The 14,953-nt window shown below is 59.7% G+C and carries 4 protein-coding genes and 1 CRISPR repeat array; all 4 genes read right to left on the reverse strand.

The genetic code is table 11. The features are described 5' to 3' along the window. Window positions 1–152: 152 nt before the first annotated feature. Window positions 153–10,514: a CRISPR direct-repeat array (repeat unit 28 nt; unit sequence TTTCTGAGCTGCCTATGCGGCAGTGAAC). Between the two features lie 140 nt (window positions 10,515–10,654). From cas6f to csy1, 4 genes are read right to left on the reverse strand one after another with little or no spacing between them, the layout of a single operon-like run. Next, a complete protein-coding gene (cas6f, locus tag A1D30_RS06080) occupies window positions 10,655–11,230 on the reverse strand; it encodes a type I-F CRISPR-associated endoribonuclease Cas6/Csy4 (protein ID WP_063459906.1) in 576 nt (191 codons plus the stop codon). A 13-nt stretch (window positions 11,231–11,243) separates the two neighbouring features. Then, window positions 11,244–12,269: a type I-F CRISPR-associated protein Csy3 gene (csy3, locus tag A1D30_RS06085; protein ID WP_063459907.1), complete on the reverse strand. Its 1,026-nt coding sequence runs from the start codon at window positions 12,267–12,269 to the stop codon at window positions 11,244–11,246. Between the two features lie 56 nt (window positions 12,270–12,325). Continuing rightward, complete coding sequence (gene csy2 / locus A1D30_RS06090) at window positions 12,326–13,414, reverse strand: type I-F CRISPR-associated protein Csy2 (protein ID WP_063459908.1); 1,089 nt, start codon at window positions 13,412–13,414, stop codon at window positions 12,326–12,328. Beyond that, window positions 13,411–14,817, reverse strand: coding sequence for a type I-F CRISPR-associated protein Csy1 (gene csy1 / locus A1D30_RS06095; RefSeq protein WP_063459909.1), 1,407 nt, complete (start codon window positions 14,815–14,817; stop codon window positions 13,411–13,413). Before csy1 ends, csy2 begins: the two co-directional genes overlap by 4 nt. Between the last annotated feature and the right edge of the window lie 136 nt (window positions 14,818–14,953).

Genomic DNA, 14,953 nt, shown 5'->3' on the forward strand with positions numbered 1-14,953 from the left:
GTTCAACCATCACAGGCTGCTCGAACCCATCGGGTACATCCCGCCCGTAGAAGCTGAGGCAAACTACTACCGGCAACTCGCCAGTCAGACTGCCATGATGGTGGCCTGACTTAAACCAACTGGCCTCCACGAAAGCCGGGGCGATTCAGTTTTTTCTGAGCTGCCTATGCGGCAGTAAACGCCCACAAGTTCCTGAAACCGGACGGGCTGCTTTTCTGAGCTGCCTATGCGGCAGTGAACGCTGGCAGGGGCTTTTGCTGAATGCCTGGGAATTTCTGAGCTGCCTGTGCGGCAGTGAACGCGGAGCTGGCGGCCAAAGGCCCTGCCAACAATTTCTGAGCTGCCTATGCGGCAGTGAACACAGGCAGGCCATGGTCCCGATGGTGGTTTTTTTTCTGAGCTGCCTATGCGGCAGTGAACTCGTCCACCAGCTCAGCCACGACCTTCACGGCATTTCTGAGCTGCCTATGCGGCAGTGAACGCGAGCGTCAAGGCACTGGCGATCAGCAGACATTTCTGAGCTGCCTATGCGGCAGTGAACGTCAACGCGCTCATCCCGCCGCTGGACGGCACTTTCTGAGCTGCCTATGCGGCAGTGAACCTGATCGCTGCAGCGCAGGCTATCGCGGTCATTTCTGAGCTGCCTATGCGGCAGTGAACAATGGCCACCGATGCATCGCGCGGGGCGAGCATTTCTGAGCTGCCTATGCGGCAGTGAACGTTACCGTCGCATAGTTGTTCAACGGGCTATATTTCTGAGCTGCCTATGCGGCAGTGAACCCATCACCGGCGCGGGGGTGGGTGGCTCCATCTTTCTGAGCTGCCTATGCGGCAGTGAACGAGGCCGATTTCCCTCTGATCCTGGCCGCCATTTTCTGAGCTGCCTATGCGGCAGTGAACTTCCCGGGGCGCATCACGGTGGTGGCCTGCGTTTTCTGAGCTGCCTATGCGGCAGTGAACGCCGTGCGGCCGGATTCCTGCGTCAGCGTGCTTTTCTGAGCTGCCTATGCGGCAGTGAACTGGCGGCCGATTACTTCTATGCCTACTGTGACTTTCTGAGCTGCCTATGCGGCAGTGAACCCAGCACTTGCCCGCCGTTACGCAATGCAACGTTTCTGAGCTGCCTATGCGGCAGTGAACTGGTGCAGCACAGCGTCTGGGCCTGCGTTGATTTTCTGAGCTGCCTATGCGGCAGTGAACCTGCTCGCCGGAACAAAGGTGAAGGTCGTGGCTTTCTGAGCTGCCTATGCGGCAGTGAACGAGCTGGGCCAGGAATACACGCTGGCGGAGCTTTTCTGAGCTGCCTATGCGGCAGTGAACGGGCCGTACGCGGTGGCGCGGCCAGTCCGGGCTTTCTGAGCTGCCTATGCGGCAGTGAACATCAAATGCCGGTGTAGCGCTTTGCGGCGTATTTCTGAGCTGCCTATGCGGCAGTGAACTGGCCCACAGGCTTGAATGGTGGGATTTTCCGTTTCTGAGCTGCCTATGCGGCAGTGAACCCTGGTGCTGCAACACAACGGCGGGCTCTTCATTTTCTGAGCTGCCTATGCGGCAGTGAACGCAATGGCTGCGGCCGCACCTGCAGGTTGGCTTTTCTGAGCTGCCTATGCGGCAGTGAACATTGACCGTGGGCCTTACAGCCACTGCGAGCTTTTCTGAGCTGCCTATGCGGCAGTGAACTGTCAGCGCTGTTTCCTTTCGGGCGGCTCACGTTTCTGAGCTGCCTATGCGGCAGTGAACACCTGCTGGAACTGCCGGATGCCCCATGTGCTTTTCTGAGCTGCCTATGCGGCAGTGAACGCACTGGGCAAACTGCCGCGCGATACCCAAGTTTTCTGAGCTGCCTATGCGGCAGTGAACAAACACTACCGAACGAAGCCCCAGACGCTGCGTTTCTGAGCTGCCTATGCGGCAGTGAACCTGCGCGACTGCATGGACATTGCCTCTGCAACTTTCTGAGCTGCCTATGCGGCAGTGAACACGCGCCTACCGTGGCCAGCGGCCGATGTGAAGTTTCTGAGCTGCCTATGCGGCAGTGAACACACAAGTGAAGGCCTACGTCGTGCACGAAGACTTTCTGAGCTGCCTATGCGGCAGTGAACGCGGCCATCTTCATCGAACCGGCATTGGCAGTTTTCTGAGCTGCCTATGCGGCAGTGAACCCTGACGGCAGCCTCTACATGGGACGCTGGTGTTTCTGAGCTGCCTATGCGGCAGTGAACGGGTAAGGACTACGCCCGGGCGATTGAGCAATTTTCTGAGCTGCCTATGCGGCAGTGAACTGACATGGTGATCCTGAACGAGTCGCCAGACTTTTCTGAGCTGCCTATGCGGCAGTGAACAGGTGCGGTGCTCTGGGTTCTGAGTCTTTTCATTTCTGAGCTGCCTATGCGGCAGTGAACACGCTGCGGCTTGTTCAGGTCGAAGGCTGCCCTTTCTGAGCTGCCTATGCGGCAGTGAACCCTGACAGAACCACAACGCCCGCGCCGTTGCTTTTCTGAGCTGCCTATGCGGCAGTGAACACCGGTGCATCAGCGGCTGGCGGTGGTGGTCTGTTTCTGAGCTGCCTATGCGGCAGTGAACGTTCAGGCGCAGTTTTGCGGGGGGGGGTAATTTCTGAGCTGCCTATGCGGCAGTGAACCAAGAGAGGCCTTCATAGCGTGTTGGCCTGCCTTTCTGAGCTGCCTATGCGGCAGTGAACGGTGCGCGCCGGCTCAAGTGCCAGACATGCCGTTTCTGAGCTGCCTATGCGGCAGTGAACGGCAGGAACACGGCGGTCTTCGTCTTTCCACTTTTCTGAGCTGCCTATGCGGCAGTGAACTGCGCGGCATGGATGCGGCCCGCGCTACCCCTTTTCTGAGCTGCCTATGCGGCAGTGAACCGTCGTCCTGCGCAGCCGCCCGGCCACCGAATTTTCTGAGCTGCCTATGCGGCAGTGAACGCTGATTGGGCGTAGCAGGCGCTGGAGTTGCTTTTCTGAGCTGCCTATGCGGCAGTGAACATAGTCGGCATCACCTGCACATGCGCTACAGCTTTCTGAGCTGCCTATGCGGCAGTGAACAGGATGCGGTTTCGGGTGTCTTTGATGATGTTTTTCTGAGCTGCCTATGCGGCAGTGAACCTGTCCGCTACGATACCGGCGCCGGTATTCCTTTTCTGAGCTGCCTATGCGGCAGTGAACCCCGATATGTGAATATCGTGTCTGGCGTTGGTTTTCTGAGCTGCCTATGCGGCAGTGAACTCGCCGCCCCCGGTAACACTGGCTTTGCCTGCTTTCTGAGCTGCCTATGCGGCAGTGAACCAGGCCCTGCCCCTTCGCTATGCCCTCCATGTTTTCTGAGCTGCCTATGCGGCAGTGAACTTTGACCCCCGGCTACTGCGTGTTGGCGTTGATTTCTGAGCTGCCTATGCGGCAGTGAACTCTGGCGGTGTCAGCCATTCGTCGTGCTTCATTTTCTGAGCTGCCTATGCGGCAGTGAACAGTACCAAAGACAACGCATTCGGGTGCTTTCTTTTCTGAGCTGCCTATGCGGCAGTGAACCGAGACGCTGACGGCCGGGGCGCTCATCACCGTTTTCTGAGCTGCCTATGCGGCAGTGAACGCTGCCATCGTGCAGGTACGTGCCTCTGCGACTTTCTGAGCTGCCTATGCGGCAGTGAACTGCAAATTTGTTCCATGGGCTTGTTTCGGTAATTTCTGAGCTGCCTATGCGGCAGTGAACCCGTCGCGGGTGGCGCGGTAGTTCGTGCGACCTTTCTGAGCTGCCTATGCGGCAGTGAACTTCACCATGAACCCGGCCCAGGCCCGGGAAATTTTCTGAGCTGCCTATGCGGCAGTGAACCTGCGCAGCCGACCGGCCACAGAATGGGGCGCTTTCTGAGCTGCCTATGCGGCAGTGAACTCTGGCGGTGTCAGCCATTCGTCGTGCTTCATTTTCTGAGCTGCCTATGCGGCAGTGAACCCGTAATTGACGGTGCCCAGGCCGCCGATGAATTTCTGAGCTGCCTATGCGGCAGTGAACCCGCGTGTCTGCTGCGTGGGATGGAGTGGCCTTTTCTGAGCTGCCTATGCGGCAGTGAACCGCAGGTGCCCGGCCTGCTCAATGCCTATGGATTTCTGAGCTGCCTATGCGGCAGTGAACGCAAGGCACTGGGCCAGCAGCGCGCGTGCTTCTTTCTGAGCTGCCTATGCGGCAGTGAACTTCACCTGCCGGTTATCGGTGTACGTGTTATTTTTCTGAGCTGCCTATGCGGCAGTGAACCCGGTTGTCGGTGTACGTGTTGTTTGTCGTCTTTTCTGAGCTGCCTATGCGGCAGTGAACCCGCCAGCCATCCGGCCACCTGTGCGCCGTCATTTTCTGAGCTGCCTATGCGGCAGTGAACCTGCCACCGGCTCCCACATCAGCCGAGGGGGTTTTCTGAGCTGCCTATGCGGCAGTGAACGGGGTGAACTGCTGCACCAACGGAACGCGGAATTTCTGAGCTGCCTATGCGGCAGTGAACCACATCAAAACCCGCGCCTGCTTTGAGCGTCTTTTCTGAGCTGCCTATGCGGCAGTGAACGGCGGGCGAGTACCAGCCCCAAAGGTCGAAATTTTCTGAGCTGCCTATGCGGCAGTGAACTGGCGGAGGGCGTTCTTCACCGTGTTCTGGTCTTTCTGAGCTGCCTATGCGGCAGTGAACGGCTTCACCCACCCCTCTCCCCCAGAGGGAATTTTCTGAGCTGCCTATGCGGCAGTGAACCTGTACCGCGTGCAGATGGAGCAGCAGTGCATTTTCTGAGCTGCCTATGCGGCAGTGAACGTGGCGCTGGCGGGGCGGGCGGCTCTGCATAGTTTCTGAGCTGCCTATGCGGCAGTGAACCTCTGAATCGGCCACGTCCTTCCGCGTTCCGTTTTCTGAGCTGCCTATGCGGCAGTGAACGCATCAACCAGAAGCCAGCGCTCCTGGTCATGTTTCTGAGCTGCCTATGCGGCAGTGAACCTGCCACCGGCTCCCACATCAGCCGAGGGGGTTTTCTGAGCTGCCTATGCGGCAGTGAACATCTCCTTCGGTTCAAACAATTCGCCTTCGGTTTTCTGAGCTGCCTATGCGGCAGTGAACGACGGCACCTACATCGATGCGGAGGGGCGCAATTTCTGAGCTGCCTATGCGGCAGTGAACAGCACCCAGGCCTCGCCCGTAAAGTTGGGCCATTTCTGAGCTGCCTATGCGGCAGTGAACTACCAGCCCCAAAGGTCAAAATGGTGCAGAGTTTTCTGAGCTGCCTATGCGGCAGTGAACAAAAAGCCCGCGTGGTGCGGGCTGTTGGGTTATTTCTGAGCTGCCTATGCGGCAGTGAACGAATTTAGTTTCTCCGCCCGGGTCGTTCGGGTTTTCTGAGCTGCCTATGCGGCAGTGAACCCTGTCTTGCCAGCCCAGTCGCCGATGAACTTTTTCTGAGCTGCCTATGCGGCAGTGAACGGTCGAACTGGCCAAGCGGTCGCAGGATCTCTTTTCTGAGCTGCCTATGCGGCAGTGAACCAGGCTCGGGTGGACGAGTGGCTGAAGGGGAGTTTCTGAGCTGCCTATGCGGCAGTGAACGTGGAAGCGCCGCGCATTGCACGCAGAACAGCATTTCTGAGCTGCCTATGCGGCAGTGAACGTACGGCGCGTTGCTGGGTCACGTTGAGTTCTTTTCTGAGCTGCCTATGCGGCAGTGAACACTGTTGAACGCGGCCCGCTCGCCCGATGGGTTTTCTGAGCTGCCTATGCGGCAGTGAACGTGATGCGGATGAAGTCGCCCAGGTCGGCAAATTTCTGAGCTGCCTATGCGGCAGTGAACATCGTGTCGCGCGTGCATGTGCAATCGTGGCTTTTCTGAGCTGCCTATGCGGCAGTGAACTTCTTGGGCGATTTGATCTCCTGGGGAGACACTTTCTGAGCTGCCTATGCGGCAGTGAACGCAAGCGGGGGTGCCTAGCGATTCGCAAGTTTTTTCTGAGCTGCCTATGCGGCAGTGAACCAGCACCATCCAACCAGGGGCGGATTCGTTCATTTCTGAGCTGCCTATGCGGCAGTGAACTTGTCAGCATCATCGGTCGCCGCGCAGACGACTTTCTGAGCTGCCTATGCGGCAGTGAACATCGGCGCTTTCAACCGCTCCGTGTCTCCAGATTTCTGAGCTGCCTATGCGGCAGTGAACGTTATTGACCGCTGGGAAACACCACTCTGGAATTTCTGAGCTGCCTATGCGGCAGTGAACGCGCGCATGGTTGGCGAGTCTCCTGCTGCTGTTTTCTGAGCTGCCTATGCGGCAGTGAACGCATGGAACTGCCGAGAACACCCGGCCACTTCTTTCTGAGCTGCCTATGCGGCAGTGAACGTTGGCTTGTGTTGCCGCATCAAGAGCGGGTCTTTCTGAGCTGCCTATGCGGCAGTGAACCGGCTGTGCCACCGCGCGAGTGGCGTACATCATTTCTGAGCTGCCTATGCGGCAGTGAACTTGTACGACTGCATGACAGCACCAGGCAGCAATTTCTGAGCTGCCTATGCGGCAGTGAACTGCGTGAAGGCTTCTTCTAGCGTGCCGGTTGTTTTCTGAGCTGCCTATGCGGCAGTGAACCCAATGAGAACGGTTATCTCGGCCCAGTCTATTTTCTGAGCTGCCTATGCGGCAGTGAACCTGGACCGCGACCGCATCCGTGAAATCTTCATTTTCTGAGCTGCCTATGCGGCAGTGAACTCCCTCAACACCTGGTCGGCCTGGGTGTAGACTTTCTGAGCTGCCTATGCGGCAGTGAACTCATGGTGTTCCTCTCAAATCTGCATGGGCTTTTTCTGAGCTGCCTATGCGGCAGTGAACTTGGCCCGGAGGAATTCGGCGTAGTCAGTCATATTTCTGAGCTGCCTATGCGGCAGTGAACGGTGCTGGCCGCGATCAACGACTGATCGCCATTTTCTGAGCTGCCTATGCGGCAGTGAACCAATCGACCGCCCCGGATGGTTGGCCCCACTTTTTCTGAGCTGCCTATGCGGCAGTGAACTCACACCCCGAACCCCTGACGTGCTGTTTTTCTTTCTGAGCTGCCTATGCGGCAGTGAACGGAGTGTTGACTATGCCGATTGATCCACGCATTTTCTGAGCTGCCTATGCGGCAGTGAACAACGCCGGGGCCTTATTCAATCCGGCATCAAATTTCTGAGCTGCCTATGCGGCAGTGAACACTTCCGCATTCGCGCCACGGCATGGACCTCTGTTTCTGAGCTGCCTATGCGGCAGTGAACACGGCATCGGCTGCCAGCGCAGCCGCGTCCGATTTCTGAGCTGCCTATGCGGCAGTGAACTGCTCGCCTGCTCGACGCCGACCCGTACCAGTTTTCTGAGCTGCCTATGCGGCAGTGAACAATTACGTGGCGCGCAGCTACGACCGCACGGTTTTCTGAGCTGCCTATGCGGCAGTGAACGCGGTAGCCGTCGATGTTCTTGGCGACGTATTTTTTCTGAGCTGCCTATGCGGCAGTGAACAAGTGGCCTTCGCGCACCATCTGCTGCACGGTTTTCTGAGCTGCCTATGCGGCAGTGAACTGGGCATCATGCCCATCGCAGGGGTATTGATTTTTCTGAGCTGCCTATGCGGCAGTGAACGCAAGGCACTGGGCCAGCAGCGCGCGTGCTTTTTTCTGAGCTGCCTATGCGGCAGTGAACCGGGTATGTCAGCGTTATCCATGGGGATCATCTTTCTGAGCTGCCTATGCGGCAGTGAACGAATACCGACACACACAGCAGCACGACAGCAATTTCTGAGCTGCCTATGCGGCAGTGAACGTACTGCCGTCGGTTCATTTCTCGCCCCCTTTTTTCTGAGCTGCCTATGCGGCAGTGAACGCGATTTCTCGGGCGCTGGGGTGGCCCAGGTCTTTCTGAGCTGCCTATGCGGCAGTGAACACCACGGTCGATGAACCACTGGGCCTCTTGCATTTTCTGAGCTGCCTATGCGGCAGTGAACTTCGTGCTGATCCACAACGTCAGCAGGTGCTTTTTCTGAGCTGCCTATGCGGCAGTGAACGCAGGCGATCAAAACGCTGCAGGCCGAGCAGGTTTCTGAGCTGCCTATGCGGCAGTGAACACCGCGAGCACCAGCAAACCCGCACTTACTTTTTTCTGAGCTGCCTATGCGGCAGTGAACGCAGCAATCACCGGAGGCGAGGTGCCGCACTTTTTCTGAGCTGCCTATGCGGCAGTGAACGGCGAGGAACTTCTCGTAGTCCGGGTTGATGATTTCTGAGCTGCCTATGCGGCAGTGAACATTGAGGCCGACCACCTCAACATCACGGTGAATTTCTGAGCTGCCTATGCGGCAGTGAACGAGCCAGGCGCGAACGTGTGCGCGAGACAGCATTTCTGAGCTGCCTATGCGGCAGTGAACCTTGTGGTCTTCGTTCGGCGGCTTCTTGATGTTTTCTGAGCTGCCTATGCGGCAGTGAACGCCGTCTTGCCAAGCAGCTCCAGCTCGTTCGTTTTCTGAGCTGCCTATGCGGCAGTGAACGATGCGACCGAGGCGCAAGCGCAGCAGGTTCTTTTCTGAGCTGCCTATGCGGCAGTGAACAGACGCTGTTGCGATCTACGAGCGCGACTTCTTTTCTGAGCTGCCTATGCGGCAGTGAACTACAGCAATGGCGGCCAATTCAGCCGCCAGAATTTCTGAGCTGCCTATGCGGCAGTGAACGTCGAAGCCGCCCACGGCATCAAAGGAAAGGATTTCTGAGCTGCCTATGCGGCAGTGAACTTGTATTGGCGCTCAAGATCAGCGCGGGCGAATTTCTGAGCTGCCTATGCGGCAGTGAACGTTCCCAGTTCGGTCCTGCATGCGCCGCACCATTTCTGAGCTGCCTATGCGGCAGTGAACGACGAGTTGAAGGCGACGATGATGTCGCTTCATTTCTGAGCTGCCTATGCGGCAGTGAACATCATCTTCGACGTGAACAGCTACGGGGGTGATTTCTGAGCTGCCTATGCGGCAGTGAACTCGCGTGCGGTGCGAACATCGTTGGCGTAGTTTTTCTGAGCTGCCTATGCGGCAGTGAACGGCCAGGTGAAGGAGGCTGGGGAGAAGGCGCTTTTCTGAGCTGCCTATGCGGCAGTGAACGATACGGCCGCCAGGCTGAGGCCGGAGGTGGATTTCTGAGCTGCCTATGCGGCAGTGAACCCCAGCTCCCGCGCGGTGGCGGGCATGAACTGGTTTCTGAGCTGCCTATGCGGCAGTGAACATCCCAGGTCCTACCCTCCGCCAGCGCGCGCTTTTCTGAGCTGCCTATGCGGCAGTGAACTCAATGAACTACGCATGCACCCTGATCGCCGTTTTCTGAGCTGCCTATGCGGCAGTGAACGCACCACACGCGGCCATGCCATGGATGGCTCATTTCTGAGCTGCCTATGCGGCAGTGAACACCTTCTGGTGTTGACATGTATATCACCGAATTTTCTGAGCTGCCTATGCGGCAGTGAACGAGGAAAAACCCATGCTGTTCTCCGGGAGGATTTTCTGAGCTGCCTATGCGGCAGTGAACTCCGACCAGCCATCAGGCGCCCAGGATGGCTTTTTCTGAGCTGCCTATGCGGCAGTGAACCGGGTTCCAGTCGCCGAACGACAATGGGTGCGTTTTCTGAGCTGCCTATGCGGCAGTGAACGGCCAGGTGGTGCAGGCGGCAGATGGATCGATTTTCTGAGCTGCCTATGCGGCAGTGAACCTCGCGAATTGTCGATAGAACTGGCGCTCGACTTTCTGAGCTGCCTATGCGGCAGTGAACGATTCAGGACACGTTTGATGGCCTGAAGACCAATTTCTGAGCTGCCTATGCGGCAGTGAACACTCGCTACGGCGAACAGGCCGGGCCGCGCCCTTTCTGAGCTGCCTATGCGGCAGTGAACGCAGCAAGAAGCTGCGCGGCCTTGCCTGGATCTTTCTGAGCTGCCTATGCGGCAGTGAACGCCATCAGCCCGACCGGCCAGTATTACCTCAACTTTCTGAGCTGCCTATGCGGCAGTGAACAGGGTAGGCGCCCGCCTGGGTGATGAAGCGATTTTTCTGAGCTGCCTATGCGGCAGTGAACAGAGCGCGCACGCCCTGAAATCACCCACACATTTTCTGAGCTGCCTATGCGGCAGTGAACGGCTGACACCGCCAGAGATCCTGCGACCGCTTTTTCTGAGCTGCCTATGCGGCAGTGAACGAAAAAAGCCCCGCGATGCGGGTGCAGGTGCTTTTCTGAGCTGCCTATGCGGCAGTGAACGCGTGGTCATGGCCTATGCCATGCGCGTGGCTTTTCTGAGCTGCCTATGCGGCAGTGAACTTCGATGACCGCCGTCACGGTGTCTGCCGCGCTTTTCTGAGCTGCCTATGCGGCAGTGAACGTGCCGGTGGCGCAGGCTTGGCCGCTGGCGCTTTTCTGAGCTGCCTATGCGGCAGTGAACATGGCCGCCGCGCCCCAGACAAAACCGTTCATTTTCTGAGCTGCCTATGCGGCAGTGAACTAGAACTCTAGCCTCCCAACTACTTGATTTTTAAGGAGCATTCCCCATTCAAGCCAGAACACCCCAATTCCTGGGGTGTTCCGTAAGTGCTTGATTTCAAAGGGCCCTGCGCAGGTCCCCAAAAAAAGGGTCAAACCGACTTAAAACCAGGGCACGGTCGCTTCGTGCCCCAGACCATAGGCGTTGAAGGCTCCCGCCACCGCCTGCTGCTGCAGCGGGCCGTGCTCCACGCACAGGCAAAACGGCTGGCCCGTGCTGCTGCTGCGCAGTTGCACAAACGGCAGGTCGGGGCGGCGCTCCACCGTGTCAGGGATGGCGGCTGCGGCCTGCTCGGTGGTTTCGCCCTTGCGCTGTATGCGGCGGCGGCGCAGCCGGTCTACGTTGGTCTTGAACTGGCGGCGGCGCACGGTGCGATGCTGTGCGTTGGCGGGCACTGGCAGCAGCTCGCCCGCCTGCGTGTGGTCGCGCATGCCTTTGAGCCAGTCTTGCCCCGTCAGGCGTTGCAGTGCTTCGGGTGTGCCGTGCAGGCGCAGCACCGCGCCCAAGGTGCGCTTTGTCAGCGGCTGGCTAACGTGCTGCGGGTAGCTCACGCCAATGTCGGTGATCTGCCCCAGCACCAGCGCGCGGTGCAGCTTGGCCACCAGCGCGCCCAGCAGGTGCGCGTGGCTGAACTCCGGATCGGGCAGCAGGGTGATGTCGATGTAGTGCGTGGTCATGGGGCCTCGCGCATCAGCTGGCGTCGCCAAACACGCCGCCACGGATCAGCACCGCCATCACAAAGTGCTGCTGCTCCAAGGGCGGCACCTGGTCTTTCAGCAGCCAGTTGTCCAGCAGGGTATAAAAGTCCAGCTTTTGCTTGGGCTGGCGGTAGGCCTTGCCTTGGGTGGTGACAGAGCCGTAGGGCTCCACCGCGATGGGGCCCAGTTCGTCGGCGCCTTCGTACCAGGTGTCGATGGTGCGGATGGCGTTGCCGATCTTTTGCGAGTGGATGGCGGCCACGCCGTCCACGTGGTACAGCGTTTTGCTTTTGCCTGCGCTGCCTTTGTCCAGGATCAGCTCTTGCGATGGAAACACCTCTTGCCCCGCACCCTGGCGCACAAAGGCCGTCACGCGCAGCAGCACATGCTGTGACCCGGCCAACCCGGCGGCAATGGCCTGGCCCAGCTCGTTCAAGCCTTTTGTTTCTGTATTGATAGCGCCTACCGCCCGTGTATTGAGCGCCAGGGCATCAAAAGACCATGTATTTGCGGCCTGCCCGTTTTGCATCTGCTCCACAGTTACCGCTACTTGCTCGGCCCCTGCGCGGTTGCGCCACAAGAAGCGGCCATTGGCCAGGTTGGCCGCGTAGCGCCGGGCCAGTTCGCCAAAGCCGTGCTGCTGCACATAGCCTTGCACCGTCGCCAGCAGCTTGGCTTGGTAGGCCGCGCTGTTGCAGGCCGATGGTGTGCCCGCGCCGCCCAGCACGCGCAGCGTGAACTGCACTTTGAGTGTGTCGGCTTCTGCGGGCAGGGCGGACACGTCCACCGTTTGCAGGTTGGGGTTCTCGATGGCGGCGTCCAGCTTGGCGGGGTCTTGGTCTTTGGCCTTGAGGCGATTGCTGATGGTGCCGCGCACAGATTTTTCGCGGACAGTGACGGGCTGCCAAGCGTGTGATTGAGCGCGGTCGTCCCAGCGGCCGGCGTGGAACACGGCGTCGGATGGGTCCAGCTTGCGTTCAAAGGCCAGGACGGAGGCGGTGGTGAGTTTTTCGGTCACGGTGTCAATCTCTCAAAAATAGGTGTGTTGAATGCGAAGGGGCAGGCGCGTGGGGCTCAGGTGTATGCATAGGCCTCGTCGTCGTCCCATTCGTCCAGCGTGTCGATGGTGGGGTGGCCGTCTGCGCCAGCGTCTTCCGCCTTGGCGGGTTGGTAGCCATTGCGGCAGCGGTACAGGCCCCGCTCTGCGTTGGCTTCGGCATGCCACAGCAACTGGCCCAGGTGCGTCAGGCGGTGCGGGCTGATCCACTCGCCCAGCGCATAGACCGATTCCACAAACCGCATGGGCACCGTGGCATCGCGTGCATTGCGCACGGTGCCTGGGGCGTGCGTGGGCGTGAGCGCGGCATAGCCCACCGGAATGGGCACCACCCAGCCGCTGCCTTTGGGCCGCCGTGGGTCGGCCCATGGCACCTGTCCGTCCGGCGCAGGCACGCCACTGTCGGGCAACACAGGCGCGTAGTTGAAGCGGGCTGCGTGCAGCAAAGCGTCCAGCAGCGTGGCGTCGGGCTGCGTGGTACGCAGGTCCTGCAGGCGTTGGGCCAGAAGGTCTTCACGCCCCACCAGGGCAAAGCCCGGCAGCCACTGCCGCCGCCATTGGCGAAACTCCTTCTCTGCCGCCACAGGGTCTTCGGGCACGACGGCCATCCAGGGCCGCACGCGCTTGCCCGGCACCGGGCGCGATGGCAGCAGGCTGCCGCCCGCCACGCGCATGCCCGCCAGGATGTGGCCTGCTTTCGCAGCCCATTCGTCCAGCTGTGCCTGGTTGCCTTGCACCAGCGCCGCCGGGGTGCCGGGCGTGCGCCTTTCTGACACGGCCAGCACCAGCGTGATCTGCAGGTGCATGCGGCCTTCTTCGACGATGGCGGCGGTGCTGCCGTCTTTGTCCACCGGGTTGCGCGTGAGGTTGAAGTTGCGCACATAGCCCTGCGTGACCTGCTCTTGATGGTGGTGACACACCACACCCACACCGTGTAGTTGCAGCGGTACGCCCGCCTGGGCGAGTTTGCGCTCTAGTGCCCACATCACACCCGTAAAGGCCGTGATGGACGGGAAGCCGTGCGTGAGTGGGCTGGCAATCGCGTTGGCGTTCTGAATGCGCAGGTGGGGCAGTACGAGGATGGCTTGGGGTTGCTCCGGGCTCATGGGTTCTCCTCCCGCAGTGCCAACGGTTCCGCATGTGTTTTGCGAATGGGGATGTAGTGCGGCGTACCCAGCTTGTCGCGCAATTCGCGCAACTGCTGCTTGAATCCATCGTCGTCAGTCAGAAACACCTTCTTCCACTCGCGTGCTTCGGCATCACCCATTGGCAGCTTGCCGCGCAGTTGCGCGTTGAGCCAGTTGCCGAACGCTTTGCCGATGGCTGCCGGCCAATCCGTGTACTGCCAGTCATGTGCAAACTGTGCCTCTTCGGGTATCTCTGCGCGCAGAGGGTCCAGCCAAAGCGCCTCTTCGTAGATCAGCTCTTTAAAGCGCTCGTCATCCCGGCTCCAGCCTGGTGGCAGGATCTGTTGCAACTCGGCAGCCAGCGATACCAGCTCGTCCACCAGCGCGTCGAGCAGTTCCTCGCGCCGCTCACGGGTGGCCAGTTTGGCATCGGGGTCGGACTCCAAAAACACCCGCAGCGCCCGCACGGTACGGCGCACCTCGGGCCGGGCAATGAACAGTCGGTCAAACACCGAAGTGGCATGCACCGGCAGCCGCACCGCACTGGCCTTCCACTGCGGTGGCAGCGATGACAGCAGGTAGTTCACGCCCCGGCGCTCGCTGTTGAGCTGGCTGATGTTCTGCGGCTTGGTGCCGCCCATGTTCTGCACGGCCAGGCCGGGGTAGTCGTGGAACACGCCGTCATGCATCTTGCGCTCGCGCCGCGCTTGGCGGGCGGCCTTGTTGGTCTCGCCAAAGCGGTCTTCCTGCAGCTGGGCATGCACCGCATGCGCCAGTGATGTGGCGTACAGCGGGGCCAGCAGGGTGTAGTGTGCGTCGTCGCAGGCATCACTTCCCGTGAGCCAGTAGAGCTGCTTGGCCAGCGTGTGACTGCTGGGGCCTTCAGCGCGGGGCTGGGTGAGGGACACAAAGGCATCGCGCAGCGCCTGCGCTTGTGCCTGGTCTGCATGCAGGGCAGCCAGCGCGTCCGCATCGTGCGCCAGCAGGGCAGCGAGCAAGCTGCGGCCGCTCACTTCGAGCTTGAGCAGCTTGTACACATCCAGCGCAGCAGCGTTCCCCACTACGTCGCCCACAAAGCGCTCACCCAATGCGTGGCTGCCCAGCTCGGCCAGCGAGGGCAGGGTGCGGGGCTCCACATAAAAATTGGTGCCCCGCGCATCGGGGTGAATGGGTTTGAGGGAGTGGGTGACGGCCTGGATTTGTTCCACGCGCTTGGCAGCGTTGGCTAGCCATACATCATGGGCGAACGAGGCAATAACCTCGTCGCGTTGAGGATCGTCAGGCTTGAGCTTGTCGAGTTTGGCTTGCAGCCGCTCTTGCAAGAAGGCGCTGATAGCCGCTCGGTAGCCCGCCTTGCCACCTGTTGCAGGGGCTTCAGACATGGGAATACCTTTCCGAAAGGGTTGGAAGCTAAAATTCCCCGGTCAGCACAGAACCAACCGGGGAATGGGTGTGGACGGCAAACCGTCACAGGACTAATAAGATCATGTGGTTGTAATGCACAACGCCTCCTTTCTC

Source organism: Acidovorax sp. GW101-3H11, from assembly GCF_001633105.1.
Classification (GTDB): domain Bacteria; phylum Pseudomonadota; class Gammaproteobacteria; order Burkholderiales; family Burkholderiaceae_C; genus Acidovorax.